This is a genomic window from Ochrobactrum sp. MYb379 (genome assembly GCF_037479515.1).
Taxonomy (GTDB): Bacteria; Pseudomonadota; Alphaproteobacteria; order Rhizobiales; family Rhizobiaceae; genus Brucella.
Genome location: NZ_JBBGYW010000006.1, coordinates 114,104 through 139,748, shown reverse-complemented (window position 1 = coordinate 139,748; position 25,645 = coordinate 114,104). Strand labels below are relative to the sequence as shown.

Here is a 25,645-nt window from a genome sequence, read left to right as displayed (position 1 = left end):
GAGCTAAAGCTGGTCGCAAATAGCTGATTTCTAATTAATCCTCATTTCCGAAGGTTTCTTATGTCTGTCTACCAATTGAAATCCCGCTTTCAGAACTTGTTGCGACCGCTTGTAGTGCGGCTTGCAGAGCAGGGTGTGACGGCCAATCAGGTCACGATTGCAGCTGCACTGGTTTCGATTGTTCTTGGTGCTTTTCTTGGGCTGATCGGACATGCGATTTGGTTCGCGCTGGTGCCAGTCTGGCTATTTCTGCGCATGGCGCTCAATGCGGTTGATGGAATGCTGGCACGCGAGCATGTGCAAAAATCCACGCTCGGTGCTTATCTCAACGAGATTGGCGACGTGATTTCTGATGCCGCGCTCTATGCACCTTTTGCGATCATCGCACCGTTTTCCGCATTCTGGATTTTCGCGATTATCTTTATCGCCACGCTGAGTGAATTTGTCGGCGTGACGGCAGCCTCACTCGGATCAAGCCGCCGTTATGATGGGCCGATGGGCAAGAGCGACCGCGCTGTAGTTTTCGGCGTGCTTGGCGCGTGGGTCGCTATTGATGGGGCTTTACCAGATTGGACATTCTGGGTGCAGCCGGTGCTTTGTCTTCTTTTGATTGTGACGGTCGTCAAGCGCATCCGCAACGGGATCACGGAACAGCTCTAATACCGCCTTGCATATAACTTAATACCGCTTCCGTCGCGAGGCGGCACAACGGTTCGTATTCGGAAAGTTGTCGTGAAACGCTGCTGACGAACTACAGCGCCATTCCTTGCCCTAACGCAACGCAACGTTTCCGCTTCACTCTATCAAAGCAGCACCAGAGCAAGCCTGCTTAAGACGAGATCTTTAGATGGAACAAAGGCTGCTCACACCAGTGTATCTATCACTTTCTGGGTGAATTTTTATGCAGCCGCGGTCGAAACGGAACTATGTGCATCAACTGACCATTGATGCACATAGAAAATATTGAATATAATTAAGCCGCCAACGATTCAGCTTCAGGTGTTGGAACTTCAGAAATAGTTTTGAGAACCTGCGAAGCTATCTGATACGGGCAACCCTGTGAATTTGGGCGACGGTCCTCCAGATAACCTCTATAATCGTTCTTAACAAAGGAGTGAGGAACACGGATAGATGCGCCGCGATCTGCAACGCCGTAGGAAAACTTATTCCACGGAGCTGTTTCGTGTTTGCCGGTAAGTCGCATGTGATTATCCGGGCCATAAACCTCAATATGCTCATTAAGGTTTTTTTCGAACTGCTTCATTAAGGCTTCAAAATAATCTTTGCCACCAACTTCACGCATGTGCTGCGTTGAGAAGTTGCAATGCATACCCGAACCATTCCAATCCGTATCACCGAGCGGCTTACAGTGGTATTCAATATCGATGCCATACTTCTCGGTCAGACGCTGTAACAAATAGCGAGCCATCCACATCTGGTCAGCCGCATTTTTCGAGCCCTTGCCAAAAATCTGAAACTCCCACTGACCCTTAGCCACTTCGGCATTGATGCCTTCATGATTAATCCCAGCGGCCAGGCAAAGATCTAAATGCTCTTCGACGATCTGGCGCGCGATTGGTCCAACACTGTTGGATCCTACACCACAATAGTATGGCCCTTGTGGAGCAGGATAACCTTGTTCAGGAAATCCAAGAGGGCGACCGTTCTGGTAGAAAAAATACTCCTGTTCGAAACCGAACCATGCGTCTTCATCTTCGAGAATTGTCGCGCGACTGTTGGAAACGTGCGGTGTAACGCCATCTGGCATCATGACTTCGCACATGACAAGGACACCGTTCGACCGTGCTGGATCGGGATAAACGGCGACAGGCTTTAGCACACAATCAGAGCTGCGCCCCTCTGCCTGCATGGTCGACGAGCCATCAAAACCCCAAAACGGCAATTGTTCAAGCGTTGGAAACGCATCATATTCCTTCACCTGTGTTTTGCCACGCAAGCCAGGTGTCGGAGTAAAGCCGTCGAGCCATATGTATTCGAGCTTATATTTGGTCATCGCCTAGTCTCTTTATATCAAATCATTAACTGTCTAACGACGGCTTTGGAGGCTGCCGTTACATCTGAAACATACAAAGCAAATGTCGTGCCAGTTTCACACTTCTCTGATGAGCACGAACTGGTTTAGTAAACTAGCTGCTAAAAATGGCTTCAAGTTGGGTAAGGGCAAGCAAGAATAGCTAAACGCCAATTACGCAACGATGCCATGCCAGCCTTTAGATGCCTAGAAAATAGGCATAGAGCTAAATTTAAGGCACTCGCAGTATTTAAGAGCATGCACTCTGATTTGAAACTAACGGCATTTCTAATTGGTTTATAGCGCTTCCTTTTCATATTGGATCGCAACGACACAAATTGGAGTATTTTTGCACTCTGGGATTCCCACAAGATTAACCAGCTTTCCATTGCGATTTTAAAGCCCAGTGGCAATTTTCTCTTAAACCTTACGTAACAATGCCTTTTCGACAGGGGTGAAATCTGCGCGGTACCTGACTTTTGACGAACCTTCAGCGCTAGCGGGTTTTTTCAGCTTGCTGACAGGTGCAGGCTGATCTCAGAACGAAATGCCTGAAAGATATCGGCGCCGAAATACATAATCAGCGCCGTTTTCTTTCATTTAACAGGATGATGCATAGCTTCTGGCAAGTTCGATAAATGCACGAAGCTTAGCCGGTACATGCCTGCGTCCGGGATAGTAGAGACACAATCCATCATAAGGTGGAGTCCATTCTTTAAGGACTTGAATAAGTTTACCCGTTTTCAGGTGGGGTTCTACCGCGAATTCAGAGAGATATGCAGGTCCCGCACCTGCAAGAGCAGCTTCGAGCATCAGGCCGCTTTCATCAAGAACCAATTGACCAGGAACATCGACGCGCAGTTCCTCGCCCTGATTTTCGAACTCCCATTGGTAATAGCGACCACTGACCATTCTGGCGCGAATGCAATGGTGCTTCATCAGATCAAGCGGATGCAGAGGTATGCCGTGACCTTCAAAATAATCGGGAGAAGCAACAACAACCGAGCGTATTTTTGGAATGATCGGGATAGCAATCATATCGGGTGATACAGCCTCTCTGAGGCGGATACCAGCATCAAAGCCCTCACCAATAACGTCGATCAGACCACCTTCGGTTATCAGTTCTACCTCCATTCGCGGATAAAGCCGCAGATATTCAAGGATGAGCGGTCTCATCAGCATACGGGCGGCACCGATTGCCATATTGAGCCGCAGAACGCCTGTCGGCTCAGGGCCTTCTTCGCTGATATTGTCGAGGGCGATATCAATGGCGTTGAGCGCCGGTATCAACTCGGCGACCAGCCGTTCACCGGCCGTTGTGAGGGCGACGCTGCGCGAGGACCGGTTGAAGAGCCTAACGCTGAGGCGCTCCTCTAAGCCTGCAACCGCATGGCTCAACGCCGAAGATGAAACACCAAGCTCGCGCGCGGCAGCGCGAAATCCCTTGTTGCGCGCCACAGCAGCAACAGCCTGCAATTCAGCAAGGGTAGCATTGGTCATTGATCAATTTTCCTCATCAGTCCGACAACTTCCGCACTCGTTTACTTATCAATAGCAGAGTTTTAATTCTAGGCCAGTAACCAGCAAGGACCATTACCATGCAAAAGATTGATCAGATTTATATCGACGGTGCCTTCGTCACGCCTGACGGCAACGAAAGGCTGGATCTTACCAATCCATCGACTGAAGAGATTATTGGCAGCGTGCAGCTTGGCAACGAGAATGATGCGAAAACCGCCATTGCGGCCGCAAAACGCGCTTTTCCTGCGATGGCAGCAACCAGCAAAGCTGAGCGCATCGAAATGCTGAAAAGCCTCGGTGATGCGGTGCTCAAAAGCCCGCAACAGCTCGTTGATGCGATGAGAGAAGAATATGGTGCGCCGGATTATTTCACCGGTTTCTCGGCGCAGAACGCCGCTGCCACATTTAACGTTATGGCGGAAGCCGTTGCAGATTACGCATTTAATCGTATTGCAGGACGCAGCAGTGTGACAATGCTGCCGCGTGGTGTCGTGGCAGCCATCACACCGTGGAACAGCAACTTTGGCTTTATCGCGAGCAAACTTGCGCATGCAATAGGCTCCGGCTCAACGGTGGTTATCAAGCCAGCTGAACAGAGCGCGATTCAAACGCAGATTTTTGTGGAACGCCTGCATGACGCTGGCTTGCCAGCGGGAGTTATCAACATCGTCAACGGGACCGGGCCGGTTGTTGGTGCATCCCTGACAAGCCATCCGGATGTGGCAACGATCAGCTTCACGGGCTCTACATCCGCCGCAAACCATATCCAGGCGGCTGCGATTGCCGGTATGAAAAGGGTGATACTGGAACTGGGTGGCAAGGGTGCAACGATTGTGTTGCCCGATGCTGATCTGGATAAGGCACTGCCGATTGCGCTGATGTCCGGCTTTGCCAACAGTGGTCAGGCCTGTGTTGCTGGCGCACGCATTCTTGTGCCACGCGCGCGTCTTTCAGAGGTCGAAGCACGCCTGACGCAGGAAGTTGCCAAATTTAAAGTTGGCGATCCGCGTGATGCGGCCGTCCGAATTGGACCAATGGCCAATCTCGCACAATGGAACCGCGTGCAGTCCTATATTCGTCTTGGTCTTGAAGAAGGTGCGAAGGTACTGACCGGCGGCCTTGATCGCCCTGAAGGGCTTTCAAAAGGCTGGTTTGTCCGTCCAACAATCTTCACCAATGTCCGTAATGATATGCGCATTGCCAGAGAAGAGATTTTTGGGCCGGTTCTGAGCCTCATTACTTACGTAGATGAAGATGATGCAGCCGCAATCGCTAATGACAGCGAATATGGTTTGCAAGCATATGTGCTGGGAAGCGATCCTTCACATGCACAGCACTTTGCTGAGCGGCTTTTTGCCGGACGTGTGGTCATCAATGGAGCGCCGCATGATCCGCGAGCACCTTTTGGCGGCTTCAGACAATCAGGTCTTGGTCGGGAGATCGGAGCCTATGGTCTCGACGCGCTTCTGGAACCCCGCGCCATATTAACACCCGTAGAGTGATGTTAGCCTATTGTTACAAGCTCCTCCGTTGTTGATGCTTCTCAAACCGGTTTTAGGCAGTAAATCCTCAACAACTGGAATCCCGTTACATCGTAATCATGAACATTTGTTTGTTCATAAATCTGGTCATTGCCGCGAAGCGATTGAGGCAGTGGCAGGCAATTGCTTATCCACTGCCGATCAGATCTGATATCGTCAGTCTTGAAAATAGCATCATCACAACTCAACAACTGATATGCTGGTTAAAAGCAGAGCGCTCAAACTTTATTTGGACCAAGCGTCACGAATGCCTTTTACTGCCGGAACCATTATCGATACCGCCCTCAACGCCCAGTCGCCCACGAAGTTGGTCGATGGCACGCTGGAATACTGCCGGATCGTCGATTGCCCGCGAGAGAACAATCGCTCCCTGAATTGCCAGGACAGCATCCTCTGAAAGTGCACGTGCCTGTCCGCTATCGTGACCGCGCCGAACGAGTGCTGACTGCAGCGCGTCGACCCAGGCTACGAAATACCGACGGATGGCTTGCGCGAAGAGGTCTCTGGTGTTGGAGACAGCCAAAGCCCCGACGAGACAGACACGCCTGCCCGACTTGAAATATTTTGCTGTTTCATCCAGCATTGCGGTGATGGCGGCATTGGGATCTCTCCCATCTCGCAGAGGTACATAGATGGAATGCTCAAACCATTGCTCAATTTCGCTGAGTACCGCCCGCACCATTTCCTCTTTTCCATTTGGGAAGAAGTGGTACAGACTGCCCTTACCCAAACCAGTGGCCTTGCCAATCAAGGCAAGGCTGGCACCTTCGTATCCATGTTCGCGGAATACTTCGGCCAGTGCAGCAATGGCGTCGGACCTCTCAGCGATCATGCGCGCCATGATCAGAGGCCCAGATCGCTCAGGCCAGGATGATCATCCGGACGGCGACCCAGAGGCCAATGGTAGAGTCGATCACTCTCAGCTATTGGCATTTCGTTGATGCATGCGTGGCGGTGCGCCATAAGGCCGTCCTCTGCGAATTCCCAGTTCTCATTCCCGTACGCGCGGAACCACTGCCCACTGTCGTCGCGATATTCATAAGCGTAACGTACAGCAATGCGGTTTCCGGTGAAAGCCCAGAGCTCTTTAATGAGACGATATTCATGCTCCTTATTCCACTTGCGCGTCAGAAAGGCCTCAGCTTCCTGGCGGTTGTTTGCGAATTCGACGCGGTTTCGCCAGCGGGTATCGAGCGTGTAAGCGAGGGCGACTTTGGCGGCGTCGCGTGTGTTCCAGCCATCTTCGGCGAGACGGACCTTTTCCATTGCTGTTTCACGGTTAAAGGGCGGGAGAGGAGGACGAGACATAGGGATTTTCCTATACAAATTACAATCTGTACCAATCAGTAAAGTCTTTACTGTTTGGTACAGTAGCAGAATAATTTAAGCAGTCAATTTCTCTTTTTGATGAGTTGTAATTTTCATGAGCTTTAATGGTAAGGAACGACAGGAAGGTGGCCAAAACCCTTCCTGTGTCGTAATTGGCCTGAATTGGCCACGGTATGATAACTTTTAAAAGAAATGCATCGCCCGTCCGAAGGGAAGCGTGCGCCTGCTGATTATTAGGACACGCGACCGCGCGGATCGTCGATATGTAGTTTTTCAACGTCATATCGCGCACCCTGCCGGTCAAGTATTCGGACGTTTTTTACGACGTGAGAAAGTGCTTTGAGAAACGTCTCAGAGTTCTCGTGCTCTTCGTAGGCGCGCTCGTTCTCATAACCTTCAATCAGGTGAAAGGTATTGGGGTCGACCAGGTCCTGTGCGAACGCATAGAATCGACAGCCTTCGATCTTTTCTGCTGCTGTCATCTCCGGGATGACGGCATCGATAAAAGTCTGACGGTCATCAGGATGAACGCGGTAGTACGCACTGACGACGACGCCAGTCGGTAAGGTTTTGTTGTGGTCTGCCATGGTTTTCCTGCTTTTGATTATGTTGCTGTTTGGACCCAAAGGTTCGGGCAAAGATATGATGAGAGATTATCAAAGGCGCGATGCAATCAGAACCGTACCGGATTTGCCGGGCTTTTCGACGAGCGCTGCCGCTTTGGCTGCATCTGCCAGATCGAAGGTCTTTTCGACCTGAAACAGTTCTGGCTTGCTGGCAGCGAGTTCGAGCGCCAGTTTGAGGTCAGCCTTGCGAATTTCTGCGGGCAGGCCTGCCCACCGTCCGACTGTCACGCCGGAGATGCGGATGTCACGTGTCGAAAAGTAAAGCGCCGGAACAGAGATTGGTTGTCCGGAAAGGTCGCCGTAAGATACCAGGCTGCCACCCTGAGCCAGAAGCCCTGCCGCCGCACTCGCAATTTCTCCCCCTACCGGGTCGAGAACGACACCAATCGGATGCCCGTCCGCTGCGGAAATGACTTTGTCCTGCCAGCCCGGTTCTTCCGTGGAAACCACAGGCAGGTCCGGGAAAACGACATTGAGTTCGTTTACCCCAGCCTCTCGCCTGACGATTCCAACAACGTCGAAGCCGCGATCAAGAAGCAGTCCTACCACCAGTCTCGCGACGGCGGATCCGGCGGCGGTCAGAACGACGACATCGCGACCAGGTTTCGCGCCGGATGTCTCAACGGCCCGTAAGAGAAGCGCTGTTGTGAGCGGATTAACGTGAAGCTGCGCGGCTGCTTCATCCGCCACATTATCCGGGATTTCGGTGACATATTCGACTGGCACGATGACCTTTTCGCTCCACGCGCCTTTGCCCGGGAAAAAAGCAACGCGGGTGCCGGGCTTCAGATCAACACCATCGCCGGCCTTCTCGACGAGGCCGTAGCCTTCGAAGCCGACGCGCACCCCCTCTTTGGAAACTACGGCTGCGGGTGGGTTGCGACCCGATATACCGAGAAGGTCGCCGTGGTGAACCGGACGAAGAAGGACACGGACCAGCACCTCGTTGAGTGCCGGAGGCTTCGGAGCTTCAACTTCAATAGTCTGAAGAACCTCCTCTGGCTTCCCATGTTTGAAATAGACTGTAGCACGCATTGATGGTTCTCCTTGAGCAAGGGAGCGGCTGTGGGCCGCTCCTGTGAGAGGGTTAGACCTGGGCCTGACCGCCATCCGCAAAGAGTTCAGTGCCGTTAACGAAACTTGCGTCATCAGAAGCGAGGAACAACGTCGCCTTAGCAATCTCTTCAGCTTCACCAACCCGGCCCAACGGGATGCGCGAAGCGAGATAATCGAGCAGACCCTGCTGCTGTTCCTTGTCGTCACCAGCAAGCTCGACCAGACCGGGTGTACGCGTGGCGCCGGGGGAGACGACATTGACGCGGATGCCAGTGCCTTTGAGGTCAAGCGCCCAGGAACGCGCCAGATTGCGGACCGCCGCCTTGGAAGCGGAATAGACAGAGAAGGCCGCGGTTCCCTCACTGCCCGCCGTTGAGCCGGTCAATACAACCGATGCTCCTTTAACGAGTAATGGAAGTGCTTTTTGGACAGTGAAGATGACGGCTTTCACGTTGCGACCAAAGGTGTCATCGATCTGTTCTTCGGTAATCTGACCGAGGGGAAGCATGGTGCCGCCACCGGCATTAACGACCAGGGCATCAAGGCGCCCATGCTCTGCTTGTACCCGAGCGAACAGCTTTTCCAGTTCGTCATTATTGGAGGAGTCGGCTTGAACACCGATGGCGCCATGACCAATTTCGTCCACTGCTTTGTCGAGGGCATCTCTGCGCCTGCCGGTGATATAGACGCGTGCACCTTCTGCAGCAAAAAGTCTGGCGGTCGCAAGACCGATGCCGCTGGTTGCTCCGGTGATAACGGCGATTTTGTTTTCAAGTCTGTTGGTCATTATATTCTCCTGATTGCGGGCGCACGAAAGGGTTCAGCCCCAATGTGCGGCCTGTTAAAATTCTGAAACTGTTCGGGGAGTGGCTTGGCTGTTGAGCGTTAAGCCGTCCGATGTGGAGAATTTAGTTTATTGGTTCAGGAGTGAGAAGGCGCTCGGCGTGGAGACATTATCCACGTGGATGGATAGTCTCCGCTAACACATTGCGTCGCGCATCGACTGCTTCGAATATTCTTTCTGCCCATTGTGTGAAGGCGCGAAGCCGCGGATTGGGAAACCGATCGGCTGGGTATACGAGGTGCAGGCTGTGATTATCCGGCTTCCAGTCGGGCAGTAGTTCGATCAATCGACCGTTTTCGATATGTGGTCTGGCGAGAAAGCCGAAGCTCTGCCCGATCCCGAGGCCTGCGAGCAGCGCATTGAGATGTGCAGTGCTTTCGTTGACGGAAATGCCGCTGGATGTCGACAGATATTCGCTTCGCTCTTCGCCGCGTTGAAAGCGTAATGGAAACCTCTTTCCTGACGAGGCGGAAAAGTAGCTAACGATCCGATGCTTGGCCACATCATCAGGCCGTTCCGGCAAATGCAGACCACCCAAATAAGCAGGTGAGGCACAAAGCACGTAATCTAACTCACAGAGTTTTCGCGCCTTCATTGACGAGTCACTCAGGGCCCCACCACGGATGACGCAGTCGATCCCCTCACTGACGAGGTCCGCAGGTCGATCGCTAACGCCGAGCATGAGGTCGACATCAGGATAATGATGCTGAAAGTCTGAGAGTGCGGGTATAAGGATCTGGTTTGCCAGTACAGAGCCTATGTCGACGCGCAGTTTTCCTTTTGGTGCGCTGCGCGAGCCAGCGATAGTGCCGTCCATATCATCAAGATCGGCGAGAAGCCGAAGCGCACGCTCATGATAAGCGACGCCTTCTATTGTCATGGTGACTGAGCGGGTCGTGCGTTCAACAAGCTTTGTGCCAAGGTGTGCTTCAAGGTCCTGCACGAGCTTGCTCACCGATGATCGCGGCAGGTTCAGCGTGTCGGCTGCCTTGGCAAAAGAGCCTGCCTCCGCGACGCGGACAAAGGTTCGAATGGCGAGAATCTGATCCACGGGTAGCCTGCCTGATATTGTTAGTTGATATTTAGCTTATATCTGACGTCACAAATGAACCACTCAAATTCTCGCTTTAGTCGTTTGATTTATTACCTTATCTGCGTCCATCCCTGGAAATGTGCACCGCAAGATTGTCGTTTTGGCTCGACGTTCGCTTGATTGGCGGAAATTACACAAATTCACTCAGTGCCTATTTTTGGCCTATTCGGCTTACATCCAAAGGCCGAAAATGCTTAATAGCAGAAATGACACAACCGACACCCGACCAGATCGAACAACTTGCTGTTGCGTTTGAGCGCTTTACCCGTCGCTTCAAGGTCACTGAGGCTGCGGCAGCGATGCAAAACTCGCTCAATGCCCTCGACATTCAGGCGCTCATTTTTATCGATGAGCATCCCGCCTGTAATTTGGGCGATGTTGCCCGGCATCTTCAAGTGGCACTCACAACAATGTCGTCTTCTGTCGACCGGTTGGTGCGTCGGGAGATAATTGAACGGCAGCGGCCCGAGACGAACCGCAGGTCGGTTGCCTTATCTCTGACCGATAAGGGGCATCAAGTCGTTGCAGGCTATATTGATGGATATCGCGCCTCTTGCAAGGCAATGCTTGAGGCACTCGATCCGGCTGATCAAGAGAACTTTTTGCGACTGACGCAGCAAATCGCAAAATACGATATTTGAATAATACGAAATTCGTAGTATGTCTCTGCAATCTAAAACAATCAGGGACATTCTGATGATTCATACATCGCCTATCGCTCTCATCACCGGAGCAAACAAGGGGATCGGCTACGCCATTGCGCAACAATTAGGTAAAGCCGGATATATCGTTTGGCTGGGTTGCCGCGACATGTCACGCGGTGAGATTGCAGCTCGCACACTGCGTGGCGATGGGGTTGATGCTCGTCCCCTTCAACTTGACGTTACAGACGGTTCCAGTGTTTCCACCGCCGTCAAAACGGTCGAGAGCGAGAGCGGTTGTCTGGATGTATTGGTCAACAATGCCGGTCTCATGTTCAGCTCACCTTCTTCACTTGCTGAGGAGTCAATTGATGAGATGCAGCAAATGTTCGATACGAACGTGTTAGGGGCAATGCGCGTTACTCAAGCCTTTTTGCCGTTGTTACGCAAATCCAGGGCGGCTCGGATCGTCATGATGAGCAGTGGCCTTAGTTCCTTGACAGATGCACTCGACATGCGGAGCGAAACCTGGTCGGTCGGTTTTGGCGGGTACTGCGCCTCCAAGACGGCACTGAATATGTTGACTGTCAAGCTCGCGAAGGAGTTGGATCGGGAAGGAATTAAAGTGAATGCAGTAGACCCTGGCCTAACGTCGACTGACATGACCGGAAACGGACCCGGGCATTCGCCCGAAGAGGGTGCCCGCGCTGCGGTAGCTCTTGCAACAACACATGCATATGGACCCACCGCAGGATTCTATGCTTACACTTCATCGGGTGAGATCGTACTGAAACGTTGGTGATACGTGTCCTGCGACTTTCAGAGGTGGAAGCGGCTAATCCCGCACCTCTGTTTCCCTGTTACATCAAACGCAATCTTTGATTGCGTTTGTAAAGCAATGCACTTTTAAAGTATTGTTGAGGTTTTCAATCACGGTCAAATTTCATTTTTTCTTTGCTCGTTCTGCTTCCTGTACAGAACTGTTTTTGAAGCCGAAGCCGTCATTTCCAGTTTCAAGGATATGGTAGAGTTTAATCGCCTGTACCCCAATGGTGGTGGCGATATGTCTCTCACCCATTCTGAGACCACCAACAAAAAGCGAAATTATGTGCATCATTGAGAATGTCAGCGCGATGAAGCTGTTGAATCAAGGCCTCGTTTATCTTGCTACTGACGAAATTAAAGCTGTTCGCAATAAGATGGAAAGCGCGCCGTGTTGAGCTGATAGGCAACTGGCCGGACTGAAGCAGACGGGCGCTTTAAATATTTATTCTAACGCACATCTTAGTCCGAAACCGATTCACGCTTTTTAATCTCTGCTCCAATCGTGGGTGGAATGAGGGTTTGCAGTCGAGCAAACCATGATGCAAATGAAGATATGTAAACTTCATCTAAACATGGAGACCATAGTCAATCTTCACATCAGCCGCACCTAGTAAGTTATCCGAACAATAACCGTGTCGGTGTAAACACCTGCAGGTGGCGTTGCCTGTGGCAAAACCAGCCCGTAAACGGGAATTGACGTTGTGGTTCCCGTGCCCGCAGAACTATAGGTTTGTCCCGCCGCATCTCCCCATGGCTGTAGATGCTGGCTATCTTTGTACAGTCCATAGATTACACTATTGGCTCCGTTTTTCATAAGTCGCGCGGTTGGTGAAACACCACCTGTTTCTAAAGCGACTGCATAATTCGTAGTTTGTGTGCAGGAGAGACGAACCGTTCCTTGCGCAGCGACATTATTTTTCAGCAGCCCACGTGTGCCAAAATTGATGTTATCGGGTGCAAGAACATTGCACTTCGGGCTAACTGTTGCTTGAACAGTAAAGTTAGCAGTCGTCGACAATGTAGCACCAAGCGAACTGCAACCGAGCAAACTTCCCAAAGCACCATAGCGTATCTGAGTGCCCGCAGTTCCACTAAAGGTGCTGATATACTGACCTGGCGTGAGGTTTTGTTGCCCCGGCACAGATGCATAAATTGGCCAGCTTTGTGATACAGTGCCCACTTGTGCCGTCATGCGAAATAAGGGCGCATCACCGAACAAAAGACCGCCTGTATATCCTCCCCACGGAACCTGCCTGTTTGCGTCTGAATATATTTGATATCGGAGGCTGCCACCTGGTCCAGTCAATAAGCGCGTACCAGTTGATGCACCACCTGACCCATTACCAACACCGGGGCAAATAGCTATACCAAGAAGCAAATTACCCAGGTCAAGCGCGGTTACCGAACAGGTCACAGTCAACAACCCCTGCGTATTGGTTGCAGTACTACCCAATGTATCAACTATACCAAAATTGATAGGACTTGATATAGTAGCTGTGCAACTCAATGCGTCAGAGTTATTGGTAGAAAACATCAACGCTGGCATCCCGAGCAGAGCGATTATACAGATTTTCATGATAATTTTCATCGGCATACCACGTTCTCCAAAGTGACCTGGCTTCCTTTGACCGCATGAAACGGAAAGTCTGCGCGACAAGTCACGCTACCGTCAACGCTATCCGGGAGTTCAATTTCAACACTGTTGCTGTTAGTTAAGCCGCGGACATAACTCTGCCCATCATAGCCAACGACAAATGGCTCATCTGCTCCCACAAGTCGACCTTCTGCCCCAACAGGTATAGCCGAACCATCTGAACGGACAAATGTAACCAGTGCTGTCGCTTTATCGGGCTTAATACCAAAGCGAACGACAACACCTCCTTTTTCCGCTGGTGTCACTTCCGCTCGTGTCGCGGGGATATCAATATCAACTGGAAGGTTGCTTGGATCGATCTCAATAAGATTTGTTTGCAATGAGAGCAGATCGGGGACGAGGAGCTTCCCATTTCTACCTGTCTTACCAGCAGATCGGTTGTGAACCGTTACAGGAACATCTGGTGCACCAGCATCGACGACAGCGAAAGCATCATAAATTCGATCTGACAGAAATACACCCCCGCCGGCGGAAGCGATAGCACCTGAGACTTCCAATGTACCGCCACTCCCGGAATCATATTGACGGCCTGTCGCCTCCACACGTGCAACAGGGGTACGCACTGTGACACCAGCCTGCCTCTCATTGAAATATCCTTCTGAGTCCTGAAGCCGCCATCCAACGCTCCACGGGTCAGGTCCAAGTGGATAGCTGTAATCTGTGAGAAGCCGCGTGCCTTGATCCGTCGTTTCTACACCAGAGGAGACGGAGCCCCCGCCTAGTGGCATCGAGAGGCCGACAAACATTCCAAAGGAACCAGATTGGGCAACATCCATATAACCATTCGCATAAAGCGTACTTTTCCCGACAAAGGGACGGCTATACGACAGACCCAAGATACTTGAACTTTGCCCATCAAAGTCCTTGAGATGGGCAAAGTTCAGATTAAGCGAAGAACCGTCTCGAAATATCGGCGGTGATAGCGTTACCTGATCGACAGAGCGAGGGTTTTGAATAGTTGTCAACTCGGAAAGGTTCTTGATCCTCGATGTAATAGAAGCAATATCGTTGTAGTCGCCTATGGTTCTTTGGGTACTGGCAAAAAATCGCCAGTCGTAAAACGACGCTTCCAATGAACCGCCTACACGATATCCGATAACACCATCAGCATGGCTTGCGGCGGCATTCATCGATACGATGCCAAATGAGCCAACATTGAAAAGCGCAGCTGCACCCCCGGAAATCAAACCGGCACCACCCTCCGCATGGGCTTCAAGTGTCAGGCGCTGCGTAAGCCCATAACGTATGCTGCCAGAACCGACAAAGCGATCATCATAATTGTCTGTTCTCAACCCAAAATCACGGCGCGCAAAACCGCCCTCGAAACTAAAGTCGATCAGGCCTTTCGCCAGCATGCGCGATGAAACGAAAAAAGGCATTTCTTTTACTGTTTCACGGCCAAACTGATCTTTAACAATGACCTGTACAGTGCCAGGGCCACTGACAAATGGTACGCCTGTCACCTGAAATGGACCTGTACCCACTTCTCCTGTGAACCGTCGCAGATTGTTTGCATAGACTTCAACCGTTGATGGGACTGCCGCACTGCCAGTCAACTCCGGCATCGGCATAGTCACTAAGTCTGGACGAAGATTAAAACTTCTGCGGATCTGCACCCCGCCAAGACGTACCGGACGTGTCCATGACAGGCCTCCGGTAATGATATCACCGGCTGCATACGTCATTAAGCGTTCAGGATCAGAATAACTCCAACTCGTCGCCAACCGTCTCGAAGCGTAGGTCTCATTGGGGGCCGACGTAACAATAAAGCCACTTTCCACAAGACCAAATGCAGAGAACATCCGCGCGTCAAACGAGGCAGAGAGTCCCTGATATTGGGGCGAACCGAACTTATTGTCACCAGAGAAATTACCAAAAACTGAATAGTTAAGGAGACCACCAAAATCGCGCTTAAGCTTCAAGGCTTCGGTATTCTCTGAAGTATCACCAATTTTCCGTGCAACACGCGCATCATCCGCTGCATCGAAATAGATTGACTGAGTGGCATCGTCCACTCGGTAGGTTACGTCTTTTAGATCATCCAGCGCGACATAGTTATCTGATTGTTTGGCACCCTCGCCAGCCTGAAGCCCAACACCGTTCAACTGATCGGCTGGCATAGACAGCATACCATCAGGCGCTTTACGAACGGCTGCGACCATTTCGGTGGACGCACCATTAACATAGACCTCAAGATAGAGATCTTGGGTCGAAATCTCGGCGCTAGCATCGCCTTGAGTTATCTCTGGGGGCGCCGACTTAGCAGGGCACGCCCAGAATGAAGTAAACAAGCAAATGAAACTAGCCACCCGAACTAATCGAGACACTGGCACGGATTGGTCCCTTGTCATCTTCTGCTGTCAAAGTGAATTTACGCCCCGGAACGGCAAGACCCGCAGGAATGGCGAAGACCCATTTTTTTGTGCGACCACCCAAAACATAGCCAGCAAGGCCATCAATGCGTGCGACTCCTTTACCGTTATGATCTTTCAGAAGAAGCTGACTAACTTTGAGACGGTCCGCCCCACTATTCTGTGCTGACAATATCAATTGTCGCCCATTAGATGATGCGGTCCATTTGACTTTTGAACCGGATACCGACGTGTCGTTAAAGAAAACCGGAATTGACTGCCTGACAAGAAAACGAACGCCACTTTGCGTTGCATTTGAAGCCGTTGGAAGCTCGTCTACTAATAATCTGTAGGTCTCCTGGCCCTTTATACCCTTTGTCGTCCGAACAACCCTGACTGCTTGCTGCGCACCCGGAGCCAATTTCACCATTGGTGGGCTTGCAACAACATCTTTGGTCGGAAGATATACGTCTTCACCGGTTTTTTGGTCCCACTTAAAGACGCGCAATTGAACAGTAATTGGTGCTTTCCCATCATTACGGATAGTTACGAGACCCGCACCAACGGGTGCTGCTAAGTTCAATCCGACGGGGGTGACATGCAGGTTAGCTGCAAAACTAACTTTGACACACACAACAGAAGATAGCAGCGCTACAAAGAACGCCTGGATAAACCATTTCATAATATACATCCGTCAATACATTCTAATGCGAAGCAAGGAGCGTCGAAGATTGAAACATGCGTTATGAAATACAATCTCTCGACGCGTTAACTTGAGCAAAACGCGACGCGTGTTAATACGTCAATGTGACTTGAACTGTATCCTGATAAACACCAGCCGAAGGAGTATCCTGAGGCGGAACACGACCATAAACATTCAGCTGTTGTGATGTCCCAGTGCCCGACCCGGAGTAACCGTTCGTCGTCGTCCCCCAGAGTAGAGTATGCTGCGCATCGCGATATAGCGAATATTGTATTGTATCAGTACCACCCGACTTCGTCATAAGCCGCAACGCTTCTGTGGAACCCGTTCCCAAACCCTTATCCAAAGTAAGCGTAAAATTAGCACCCTTCGTACAAGTTACAGTAATTTGGCCCGTCTGCGCTTTTTCTGTAGCTAGTAAACCCGTAGTTCCAAAATTTACACCCGCAATAGCACCGAGCGAGCATTCATTTTGAATGGTTATTTGAACACTAAGATTACCATTGATATTGGTTTGGGCTTCGACAGTAGCGGGATATAAAGACGAATATATCAAAACCGCACCAAGACCAATTTTGTATAAAATTGCGCTTTTTTGCACGAAATTATCCACCCCTCTAATAAAATAATATATTAGACCAGCTCTTATAATAATATTCGCCAACACTAACAGAATGTCAATATTATTTGACGAAAATATTAATTAATCTCATCAACATGAAATTAACCTATCGTTCTAAATTTACTGCAATTAATAAAAAAATCGCCAAATAATGCCAGATCTCTTTATGAAAACCGTGAGTTCATTGGATTAAGTGAATTTTTATTAGCTAGTTGTGACGCTAACGCGTCCACTCTCGAAAACAGGAAGACTTTGTCAATACCACCCAAGAGCGCATCAGGCACTAGCGTATCGGGTAGTTTTGAAGACGTTGCTTCGGACACATTGCCAGCCGCATCGGTTTGCGTCACAGTCACATTTTGACCATTGCCAAGAGTAACAGCATATGTCGCAGTACTGGTTACAGAAAGATGAACCGTAGCAAATAAGCTGCCATCGGAATTATGGCAAAATAATTACACATAACTACCGACATAAAGAATTATCGTCTATAATAAAGTGAGCAATGTTCATTTCATAATTATTGCTGAATCACCCCCTCAAATACGATAACTATCCATTTTAGAATTTATCTATAGGCAATGTTTTGTCTATGCTGATATCGACGGCTTTTGTCTGATAATTGCAATTTTTTTTATTAATGTAGCTACGTCTCAATTTGATCGACGCTCCTTTTTTCTAAAAGATGCGGGGCTAGTTCCAATAATACGGCCGAAAAAGCGCGTTAAATGAACTTGATCCGCAAATCCGCACTCATGCGCAATCTCAGCTATTGGCATCTGCGTTTCAGAAAGAAGCTCGCTTGCACGCTCCACCCTACGTTTTATAATATATTGATGCAGCGTCACATTGGTGGCACGCTTAAACAATCGCGCAAACTGTGCAGCACCGACACCAGATGTTTCAGCCAATCGCTCGATAACAATCCGACGGTGCAGATTTTGATCAATGAAGTCGAAAGTTTTCTGCAGAACAGAAACAGACAACCCCACTTCCGTGTTCAATTCTTCGGTTGTATTTGTTGAATATTTTGAAACAACACGCGCCACTATAACACGTGCTATATATTGCACTTCTATCGCAGAGAACCGCCCGCCAAAGTAAAGTATTTCTTTTAGAGAGCTTATTGTCTGCTCAAGAAAATCGTCAAAAACCGACAAGCTGTGATCTAATCGCAAGAGGCCACTGCCCGCGGAAGAAAATTCTATGATGATGTCACTGAGAAGCCTTTTAGATACATAAATATTTATAAACTCAACAGGATCTTTAATATCAATCTCGACACATTTATCAGGAGGAAGAATTATTAACGACCCCGGCTGAAGGAGTATTTCCGATACCACCCCATCTACTTTCCATTTGCCTCGCGCATGCCCCTTAAGAACCATAGAAACAAGCAGCGAATCAACAGCAGTAAATGAAGAACTGAAGGGCTGCACTTTAACAGTGAAAGCGTGCAGGTTCGCCCATCCATTTCCAGCGCTTGTCTTTATAATTTCAATAGCTTCAACGGAACTTATATTATGAAATGAAACCAAATTTCCTGCAGAATTTGGCATACATCCCCCCATGTTATGTATACGTCCTAATTGTATCATTTAGTAATATTTACAAAAAATCAAATGCATTCGGAAAACATGTCCACCGTATCATTTGTAATTACATAATTCAAAAATGAATACAGACCCGACAACTTTTAGTCTTCGCATGCAATCTGTGCCAGGTTTTCAGTTCCTGCATTTTTTTGAAGCGGTTTTAAACTGAAACCTTCGGTGTGCTTCGAAGTGGAAAAATGCTTCCTATTGTCATAGAAATAAACGTAGCCTTTTTTCGTTCGCTGATAGCCAATAGGAGCTGCGGTCAGTCGTTGCTAAAAAACCACAGGCTTAGTGAAGCCGTGGGCTTCCTCTAGCTGTCTTGCTAACGTCGGTATCCTGGATAAATCAGGTCGAACTGTGCTTCACCGAGCCGACGCGACACTAATTGCAGCGCGGCATATATCGCCCCATTGCGAAATTCGAAACCGGCATCAATGCCTTTACCAGATTCCCCAACCGAGGCCCTAAACGATACAAGTGGGGCAAACCTAGAGATCAAATAGTCGCGTCGGAAAAGCACTTTTGCCAGAAAACTATGAACTCAACTTCAAAATTACTTGAATCGGTTATGCGTAAGCCCAAACTGCGAAAGTCGCACTTCAGCATAACCTCAGACGCGACATCTAAATGATGTTTGAAAGATACGCAGCGTCTTGAGTTACGTCCAAATTTACGATGAATTAGCAGGCTATAATTGTTGGTTCATCGAACCCGTATGTCGATTGGTCCTAAAGCGATTGCTGATTTTCAAAAACCAAAGATGAACTGTGTATCTGTTTTTAAACTCGGCGCTGGGCGAACCGGATGACATTTCTTGATTTGGGGTTCCAAACTTTCATTTTGACTGTCGGATTTAACAATCGACAACCCTCAAAAGTAAGGCAGAGCAGGCAAAAGCGAACGAAGTCTCTGTCTGCTTCGACAGCGATGGCACGCATACTTCCTGCAATGATCGGTTCGGCCCTATTATCCGGCTTTCTGTTTTCATCAAGCCCTGCGCTTGCCCAGCAAACGTCGGGCCATGGTGGCACAGGCGGAAAACATGCCAGCAGCTCACCTCTTAATGGCAGCTCCGGCGCTGCGTCTCATCTCAATGGCGGCGGCGGCGGCGGCGGTGGCGGCAGAAACTCCACATCTGCAAACGCAGAAACCGGAGGGCGGGGAGGAAGTGGCCCACATGCCTGGGGCGGTGGTTTGGGCGGCCAAGCAAACTATCCTGGCGCGGATGGCACAAAAGGAGCGAATGGGGCCGGAAAAGGATGGGTTCCTATTCCGTTCAACAATGGACATGATGGTGGTAGCGGCGGGGGCGGTGGTGGTGGCTGGGCAACGAACACCTTCTCTTCTGGTTCACTCTATAACATTTCAACTCCTATTATCGGCGTTAGCGGTGGCAGGGGTGGCAATGGCGCCATAGGCGGCATTGGATATTCAGCAGCAATTTACCCGTTCACTTTTCATTGGGATGGAGCAGGTGGCGGCGGCGGCGGTGGCGGCGGCGGCGGTGGCGGCGGTGCAGGATTAGCCTTCACCTCATCGAACACGGGCTTACTCCCCATCGATCAGATTGCCGCGAACATTTCGGCCAATATCAGCGCTGGCAACGGTGGTGATGGCGGTTATGGTGGCGACGGAGGCGCGGGAGTAACCGATGCCAGCCTGAATAATGCCTTTGGTGGCAATGGTGGCACAGGCGGAAACGGCGGTAATGGCGGCGCAGGCATTCTTGCTGAAGGCTTTCTAACGTCCATTTACCTGACACCGAACACTTCCGTTTTCGGCGGCAACGGCGGAAAAGGTGGTCAGGGTGGCTGGGGTGGTAACAGCGATTACGCTAACAATTCTAATTTCGGCAATGGTGGCGATGGCGGTAAGGGCGGAGACGGTGGAATTGGTATCGTATTGGGTGGACAGAATGCGGATCATAGCCACGTTATACTTGGCGAAGGCGCAAGCGTAAGAGGCGGACATGGTGGAGGACAGGGACCACGTGGAAGTCGGGGAGCCGTTTACAAAGGCAATATGTCACCCAGCAACGGACAACCAGGTCTCGCAGGCAAAGGCGGTCAGGGCATATGGCTCGACTCTGGCACAGACCTACGAATAGAAGTCGGTGCGAGCGCGGTTATTCAGGGCGGAGACGGTGCGACTGGTGGCATTGGGATTGAAGGCTCTGCATCTCAATCGATCGTCAATGTTGCAGGAATGATTTCCGGCGGGCTTGGTTCTGATGAAACACGCGCGGCGGCTGTTTCCATCAACGGAACCACTAATGTTCTCCAGCTTCGCAATGGTTATCAATTTATCGGTGGCGTCAATCTGGGTACAGACGCTTTGCTATCTTTGGCAGGCAGTGAGAATGCAATCTTTGATCTCACGAATATCGGAACCCAGTATCTGGGTTTGAACCACCTGATGAAGCAGGATGAAGGCACTTGGACGCTAAGCGGAAAAGCGAGCTCGCGCTTTGCAGATGTGAGCGTGAGCGCTGGCCGATTGGTGCTTGGAAACCAGTCTGATTTATTATCCGACATCGGTTTCATTGATGGGGGTGAAGTTGCCGTCAAGGGAAACGGCACTGCAGATTCTGCGAAATGGACTGTGGATCAGTCTCTTCTTGTTGGCATTATCAATACGGGCAACCTTGAGATTTCCGATGGCGGCACTGTCAAAGTTGGAAAAGATCTGCTGATTGGCGAGAACAGCTTGGTCTCGGGTATGGCCAGCATTACAGGCCCGCAGTCGAAACTCACTGTAGATGGCATGTTAATTGTCGGCAATTCCGGTCAGGGAACAATGACTGTTTCTGACGGCGCACAGGTTCAGTCCGGTAAAGTTGCCATCGGTCGAAACGCCGGTTCAACGGGTTCTGTTGTTGTCACGGGTACAGGAACAAAATGGACAGCGCAGGAAATATACGTCAGCGGAGGCAATGCTGATAATGACGGCGGACATGGCTCACTGACTATTTCAGATGGTGCGACTGTCGGTGCTCCGCGTGGCTATATAGATGTTGGTGACAACGGAGCTTACGGGGTTGTGAATATTGGTGCTGCTGAAGGAGAGGATGCGGTGGCACCCGGCTTTTTCGTCGGAAACGATTTCATGCTCGCACCATTTACCGATGCAGTCTTTAATCATAATGCGACTGACTATAGTTTTGATGCTTCGATATCGGGTTTTGCGAACCTCAAATTTCTTTCAGGAACAACCAAGCTGACTGGCGACAGCTCGCTTTTCAATGGTAATGCGACTGTCACCAACAGTACCTTAGACATGGCCGAAAGAGCAAAACTTGGAGGCACGCTGACTGTCAGCAATGCCGGACGGCTGGAGGGTTCAGGTCAGGTTGGAACGACAATCATTGATGCAGGTGGCACTCTCGCACCAACCGGCACGCGGTCGATGAGCATCAATGGTGACCTCACACTGAATTCTGGCGGGACATTCTTGCCGAGCGATGCCGCATCGCTCATCGTGAACGGCAAGGCGACGTTTAATGGCAGCGGGGTTTATAATTATAATCTCGCCGTTGGTGGAACAGCAACCAGCGCAACAACTGTCGTTAACGGTAACGTTGCTTTGAATGGTACAACACTCAATATCTCAGGTGATCCAGCAATCGGTTATCATCGTTTGATTTCCTATACCGGAAGCCTGACGCAGGAAAATGGCGGGCTGAATATCGGTTCAACGCCTGATACCACGCCTTTTGGCTACAATTACACCGTCGACACTTCCGTTTCGCGGGCAGTTGATCTGCTTGTCAGTCCTCAGGGGCTGAATATTCTTCAGCTGTGGGATGGCGGTATTCCTGATGGAAATAATCAGGATGGCACATGGAACACTGCAAATCAGAATTGGTCAGACCCAATTGGCGGTACGGCTGACACCACATGGGGCCATGGCTATGCCATCTTCCGTGGGCTTGGTGGTCTGGTCACGATTGAAGGAACTCAATCAGCGGTCGGCTTGCAGTTTGCGGGTGGCAATTACCGAATTGATGGCAGTGCGGGTGCAACGCTTAATCTGGTGGGCTACAGCGGTCCCGGTCTTGAAATCGATGTACCAGAGATACGTGTCCTCAACAATGAAGGGGCTGTGATCAGCGCCAACATGACCGGCACATCAGGCCTTGAAAAAACCGGAGATGGCCTGCTCGTTCTATGGGGAAACAATACATATAGCGGTAATACGTACGTTAGCGGTGGCATACTTCAAATAGCCTCGATGCAGAACCTTGGCGCATCCAGCAATACTCTCATTATCGACAATGCTATGCTGCGAACTGCGAACAGCTTTGACATGACCCAGGCCATAACGCTTGGCGGCGTGTCGACGATTAATGTTCTCCTTGGCGAAGAAATGAAGCTTTCGGGTGGCGTTACCGGCGATGGCATGCTGTTCAAGGATGGCGGCGGTACGCTTCTGCTTAGTGGAGCTAACAGCTGGTCCGGTGGTACCTGGATTAACGACGGTACGTTGCGCATCGAAGAAAATAACTATTCAGCTATCGCATACAACTCCGATTATGTGGTCACGGGCGGCTTGCTCGACCTCAATGGTATGGATCTGCGGATGCGTTCGCTGATCGGAAGTGACGGTCAAATTTCGATTAATGCGTCCACCCTCACAATCGCGCAGGATACCGATACTTTTTTCGCTGGAAGAATAACCGGTAATAACTTTGACAGCAATCTGATCAAGACCGGCAGCGGAATGCTCGTGCTTACTGGCAATAATTCTTATTACGGCAGTACCACAATTTACGGTGGTTCGCTTGCGATCTCCGATGCACAGAACATCGGTCTGAACTCTGGCTTTTCCAGACTTGAGATAAATAATAACACTGCGCTGATAACTCTTGCCGATATCGAACTTAATCGTCAGGTGACTTTGGTTGGAAATGCCACAATCAATACAATCTTCGGCACAACACTCGAATTAAGCGGCCCAGTAACCGGATCTTTGGGCACGCTCTACAAGGATGGCGCCGGACGGCTCATCATCTCTGGCAATGGCAGCTATGGTCAGGGAACGGTAGTTGCTGGCGGCATATTGCAAATTGGTAATGGCGGCACGACCGGCTCCCTTACAGCCAATATCGTCAATAACAGTCTGCTGACCTTTGATCGTTCAAACACCTATACTTACAACGGCATCATTTCCGGAGAAGGCGCGGTTCTTCAGGCAGGCTCGGGGACAACCATCCTGACCGGCGATCACAGCTATACCGGCAACACATTCATCACTTCAGGTACATTAGAGGTCGGCAACGGCGGCGAAACCGGATCGATCGGCGGCTACGTGCTCAATGATGGTACGCTCGCATTCAATCGCAGCGATGATTATACTTTTTCAGGCATGATCGTCGGCACCGGTGCAGTGGTGCAGGCAGGGTCCGGCACACTCATCCTAGATGCCGATAATTACTATACTAGTGGCACGAGCATCGAGAGCGGTACGCTTCAGATCGGCAGCGGCGGCAAATCAGGCTGGATCACAGGCGATGTTGCCAATAATGGAACGCTGGCCTTTAATCGCTCTGATGCATTTGAATTCGCAGGGAAAATCAGCGGAGCCGGCGACTTTCAGCAGAAGGGCGAAGGCGCTGTCATTCTCACAGCAGATAGCAGTTACACAGGTGCAACCGATGTGCTGGCCGGGCGACTTGCCGTTAATGGTTCCATCGGTTCTTCGATACTGACAACAGTGTACGAAGGCGCAGAGCTTGGCGGCAACGGTATTGTCAGCCAGACCTTTGTCGATGGCGGCACACTTGCACCCGGCAATTCAATCGGCACCTTAAACGTAGCAGGTGATCTGCAACTTACAGCATCATCCACTTATCAGGTTGAGGTTTCACAGACCAATTCAGATAAGGTCAATGTTTCAGGCCAGGCGGATTTGGGCGGTGCCACCGTCCACGCGATGTTTGACCCGGGCGCTTACATAATGAAGCGTTACAATATTCTCTCCGCGGATGGAGGCCTTTCAGGCACGACCTTTGGCGAAGAAGTGACAACAGATCTGCCAGAGAATTTCGCCTCGCTTCTGCGATATGATGCCAATAATGTTTATCTTGATCTCGAAATGAGCATTGGTGGTTTGAATGTAAACCAGCAAAATGTTTCGACAGCGCTCGTCAACTTCTTCGATGAGAATGGTCAAATTCCTGTCGCCTTCGGAGCATTGGACGCGGATGGACTGAGCGCGGTTTCCGGAGAACTTGCAACAGCAGCGCAGCAAACCACCGTTGATGCTATGAGCCAGTTTATGAATACGCTTGCCGATCCGCTGGTGACGGGTCGAGCCGGACGTATCACAGCATCGCAAGTCACGGATGCGAAAGCATTTGAAAATCGCTGGAGTGTTTGGGGTGCTGGCTACGGTAGTGCTCGTTCCACCGATGGCAATGCGAGAATAGGTTCGCATGATGCTCGCGGTCGCGTTTATGGCGTCGCTGTTGGCGCGGACTATCTGGTTTCGCCCGATACGATTATCGGCTTCGCAGTTGCTGGGGGCGGCACCAAATTCAGCCTCGCAGATGGCATGGGTAGCGGTGACTCTGATCTGTTTCAGGCGGGTATTTACGGCAGACACAACATCGCTAATGCCTATATCACTGGTGCGCTGGCTTATGGCTGGCAGAGCGTTGATACCGAACGTACGGTTTCATTCCACGAAACGGATCAGCTCAATGGCAGCTATCGTGCCAATTCATGGTCGGGGCGACTTGAGGCTGGCTATCGCTTTGAAACGCCATGGCTCGGCATAACGCCTTATGCGGCGGGCCAGTTTGTGAGTTTCGACCTGCCATCCTATTCGGAAAAAGCATACGAAGGCAGCGACACCTATGCGCTTACCTATTCTTCTCAAAAGGAGACGGTTGGACGCAGCGAACTGGGCTTGAGCCTCGACAAGTCTACCGCACTCTCGGACGGTGTGTTTACAACCCGTGGACGCCTTGCTTGGGCCCGCAATTTCAACAATGAGCGTAATGTTTTCGCTGCAATAAACGCCCTGCCCGGAGCGGGATTTGGGGTCAATGGCGCATCGCAGCCCAAAGATGTTGGACTTGCCAGCATTTCAGCCGAGATGAGCTGGACCAGTGGCCTTTCACTCGGAGCAGCTTTTGATGCCGAGTTTTCAGGTTCCAGCGCCAATTATGCTGGCAAAGGCGTGATTCGTTACAAATGGTAAGAATAA

Annotated in this window: 19 protein-coding genes and 1 pseudogene; 5 read left to right on the top strand and 15 right to left on the bottom strand. The window is 50.5% G+C overall.

Translation table 11 applies throughout. The features are described from left to right. The first annotated feature begins 60 nt into the window (after nt 1–60). Nucleotides 61–660: a CDP-alcohol phosphatidyltransferase family protein gene (locus WH356_RS14615; RefSeq protein WP_339512002.1), complete on the top strand. Its 600-nt coding sequence runs from the start codon at nt 61–63 to the stop codon at nt 658–660. A gap of 313 nt (nt 661–973) precedes the next feature. Here the strand turns inward: WH356_RS14615 and WH356_RS14610 are convergent, their stop codons facing one another. Continuing rightward, nucleotides 974–2,014, bottom strand: a complete 1,041-nt coding sequence (locus WH356_RS14610; RefSeq protein WP_310014149.1) for a glutamine synthetase beta-grasp domain-containing protein — start codon at nt 2,012–2,014, stop codon at nt 974–976. A 618-nt stretch (nt 2,015–2,632) separates the two neighbouring features. After that, on the bottom strand, nt 2,633–3,532 hold the full coding sequence (locus WH356_RS14605) for a LysR family transcriptional regulator (protein ID WP_339511999.1): 900 nt from the start codon (nt 3,530–3,532) through the stop codon (nt 2,633–2,635). Between the two features lie 98 nt (nt 3,533–3,630). Here WH356_RS14605 and WH356_RS14600 point away from each other — a divergent pair, with 98 nt between their 5' ends. After that, a complete protein-coding gene (locus WH356_RS14600; RefSeq protein ID WP_339511997.1) occupies nt 3,631–5,055 on the top strand; it encodes an aldehyde dehydrogenase family protein in 1,425 nt (474 codons plus the stop codon). A 280-nt stretch (nt 5,056–5,335) separates the two neighbouring features. On the opposite strand, the gene WH356_RS14595 is transcribed toward WH356_RS14600, so the two are convergent. The 6 genes from WH356_RS14595 to WH356_RS14570 all read right to left on the bottom strand — a co-directional run bounded on the left by WH356_RS14595 (nt 5,336) and on the right by WH356_RS14570 (nt 10,000). Continuing rightward, nucleotides 5,336–5,935: a TetR/AcrR family transcriptional regulator gene (locus WH356_RS14595; protein ID WP_339511995.1), complete on the bottom strand. Its 600-nt coding sequence runs from the start codon at nt 5,933–5,935 to the stop codon at nt 5,336–5,338. 2 nt (nt 5,936–5,937) lie between these two features. Then, on the bottom strand, nt 5,938–6,402 hold the full coding sequence (locus WH356_RS14590; RefSeq protein ID WP_339511993.1) for a nuclear transport factor 2 family protein: 465 nt from the start codon (nt 6,400–6,402) through the stop codon (nt 5,938–5,940). Between the two features lie 254 nt (nt 6,403–6,656). Then, entirely contained in the window at nt 6,657–7,010 is a 354-nt protein-coding gene (locus WH356_RS14585; RefSeq protein ID WP_339511991.1) for a putative quinol monooxygenase, read from the bottom strand. A gap of 69 nt (nt 7,011–7,079) precedes the next feature. Next, nucleotides 7,080–8,084 carry an alcohol dehydrogenase catalytic domain-containing protein gene (locus tag WH356_RS14580; RefSeq protein WP_339511989.1) on the bottom strand — a complete coding sequence of 335 codons (1,005 nt, stop codon included), beginning with the start codon at nt 8,082–8,084 and terminating at the stop codon, nt 7,080–7,082. A 52-nt stretch (nt 8,085–8,136) separates the two neighbouring features. Then, nucleotides 8,137–8,892: an SDR family NAD(P)-dependent oxidoreductase gene (locus tag WH356_RS14575; RefSeq protein WP_310014128.1), complete on the bottom strand. Its 756-nt coding sequence runs from the start codon at nt 8,890–8,892 to the stop codon at nt 8,137–8,139. Between the two features lie 166 nt (nt 8,893–9,058). Further along, nucleotides 9,059–10,000: a LysR family transcriptional regulator gene (locus WH356_RS14570; protein WP_339511984.1), complete on the bottom strand. Its 942-nt coding sequence runs from the start codon at nt 9,998–10,000 to the stop codon at nt 9,059–9,061. 248 nt (nt 10,001–10,248) lie between these two features. Between WH356_RS14570 and WH356_RS14565 the strand changes: the two genes are divergently transcribed. Continuing rightward, complete coding sequence (locus tag WH356_RS14565) at nt 10,249–10,683, top strand: MarR family winged helix-turn-helix transcriptional regulator (protein ID WP_339511982.1); 435 nt, start codon at nt 10,249–10,251, stop codon at nt 10,681–10,683. A 55-nt stretch (nt 10,684–10,738) separates the two neighbouring features. Beyond that, nucleotides 10,739–11,485: an SDR family oxidoreductase gene (locus tag WH356_RS14560; RefSeq protein WP_339511980.1), complete on the top strand. Its 747-nt coding sequence runs from the start codon at nt 10,739–10,741 to the stop codon at nt 11,483–11,485. 141 nt (nt 11,486–11,626) lie between these two features. On the opposite strand, the gene WH356_RS14555 is transcribed toward WH356_RS14560, so the two are convergent. The 7 genes and pseudogenes from WH356_RS14555 to WH356_RS14530 form a co-directional block, all read right to left on the bottom strand. Next, nucleotides 11,627–11,761 carry a hypothetical protein gene (locus tag WH356_RS14555; protein ID WP_339511978.1) on the bottom strand — a complete coding sequence of 45 codons (135 nt, stop codon included), beginning with the start codon at nt 11,759–11,761 and terminating at the stop codon, nt 11,627–11,629. A gap of 354 nt (nt 11,762–12,115) precedes the next feature. Continuing rightward, nucleotides 12,116–13,084: a Csu type fimbrial protein gene (locus WH356_RS14550; protein WP_339511976.1), complete on the bottom strand. Its 969-nt coding sequence runs from the start codon at nt 13,082–13,084 to the stop codon at nt 12,116–12,118. Between the two features lie 8 nt (nt 13,085–13,092). Then, the gene (locus WH356_RS14545) at nt 13,093–15,324 is read right to left on the bottom strand and encodes a fimbria/pilus outer membrane usher protein (protein WP_339511974.1); all 2,232 of its coding nucleotides are present in this window, start codon (nt 15,322–15,324) and stop codon (nt 13,093–13,095) included. Between the two features lie 139 nt (nt 15,325–15,463). Next, on the bottom strand, nt 15,464–16,195 hold the full coding sequence (locus WH356_RS14540; protein WP_339511973.1) for a fimbrial biogenesis chaperone: 732 nt from the start codon (nt 16,193–16,195) through the stop codon (nt 15,464–15,466). A gap of 112 nt (nt 16,196–16,307) precedes the next feature. Next, nucleotides 16,308–16,817, bottom strand: coding sequence for a Csu type fimbrial protein (locus WH356_RS14535; protein ID WP_339511971.1), 510 nt, complete (start codon nt 16,815–16,817; stop codon nt 16,308–16,310). 185 nt (nt 16,818–17,002) lie between these two features. After that, nucleotides 17,003–17,269 (bottom strand): annotated as a pseudogene (locus WH356_RS24110) (hypothetical protein); the annotation flags it as partial. Nucleotides 17,270–17,491: 222 nt separating this feature from the next. Next, nucleotides 17,492–18,397: an AraC family transcriptional regulator gene (locus WH356_RS14530; protein WP_339511969.1), complete on the bottom strand. Its 906-nt coding sequence runs from the start codon at nt 18,395–18,397 to the stop codon at nt 17,492–17,494. 843 nt (nt 18,398–19,240) lie between these two features. Here WH356_RS14530 and WH356_RS14525 point away from each other — a divergent pair. Beyond that, a complete protein-coding gene (locus tag WH356_RS14525) occupies nt 19,241–25,639 on the top strand; it encodes an autotransporter domain-containing protein (RefSeq protein ID WP_339511967.1) in 6,399 nt (2,132 codons plus the stop codon). Nucleotides 25,640–25,645 lie beyond the last annotated feature (6 nt).

Bases quoted from the DNA above. Each gene is read 5' to 3' on its own strand.
- WH356_RS14575 (WP_310014128.1), bottom strand. From the start codon at position 8,892: ATGACCAACAGACTTGAAAACAAAATCGCCGTTATCACCGGAGCAACC.
- WH356_RS14580 (WP_339511989.1), bottom strand. From the start codon at position 8,084: ATGCGTGCTACAGTCTATTTCAAACATGGGAAGCCAGAGGAGGTTCTT.
- WH356_RS14530 (WP_339511969.1), bottom strand. From the start codon at position 18,397: ATGCCAAATTCTGCAGGAAATTTGGTTTCATTTCATAATATAAGTTCC.
- WH356_RS14565 (WP_339511982.1), top strand. From the start codon at position 10,249: ATGACACAACCGACACCCGACCAGATCGAACAACTTGCTGTTGCGTTT.
- WH356_RS14555 (WP_339511978.1), bottom strand. From the start codon at position 11,761: ATGGGTGAGAGACATATCGCCACCACCATTGGGGTACAGGCGATTAAA.
- WH356_RS14615 (WP_339512002.1), top strand. From the start codon at position 61: ATGTCTGTCTACCAATTGAAATCCCGCTTTCAGAACTTGTTGCGACCG.
- WH356_RS14610 (WP_310014149.1), bottom strand. From the start codon at position 2,014: ATGACCAAATATAAGCTCGAATACATATGGCTCGACGGCTTTACTCCG.
- WH356_RS14605 (WP_339511999.1), bottom strand. From the start codon at position 3,532: ATGACCAATGCTACCCTTGCTGAATTGCAGGCTGTTGCTGCTGTGGCG.
- WH356_RS14585 (WP_339511991.1), bottom strand. From the start codon at position 7,010: ATGGCAGACCACAACAAAACCTTACCGACTGGCGTCGTCGTCAGTGCG.
- WH356_RS14595 (WP_339511995.1), bottom strand. From the start codon at position 5,935: ATGGCGCGCATGATCGCTGAGAGGTCCGACGCCATTGCTGCACTGGCC.
- WH356_RS14550 (WP_339511976.1), bottom strand. From the start codon at position 13,084: ATGAAAATCTGTATAATCGCTCTGCTCGGGATGCCAGCGTTGATGTTT.
- WH356_RS14590 (WP_339511993.1), bottom strand. From the start codon at position 6,402: ATGTCTCGTCCTCCTCTCCCGCCCTTTAACCGTGAAACAGCAATGGAA.
- WH356_RS14545 (WP_339511974.1), bottom strand. From the start codon at position 15,324: ATGGTCGCAGCCGTTCGTAAAGCGCCTGATGGTATGCTGTCTATGCCA.
- WH356_RS14540 (WP_339511973.1), bottom strand. From the start codon at position 16,195: ATGAAATGGTTTATCCAGGCGTTCTTTGTAGCGCTGCTATCTTCTGTT.
- WH356_RS14525 (WP_339511967.1), top strand. From the start codon at position 19,241: ATGACATTTCTTGATTTGGGGTTCCAAACTTTCATTTTGACTGTCGGA.
- WH356_RS14560 (WP_339511980.1), top strand. From the start codon at position 10,739: ATGATTCATACATCGCCTATCGCTCTCATCACCGGAGCAAACAAGGGG.
- WH356_RS14600 (WP_339511997.1), top strand. From the start codon at position 3,631: ATGCAAAAGATTGATCAGATTTATATCGACGGTGCCTTCGTCACGCCT.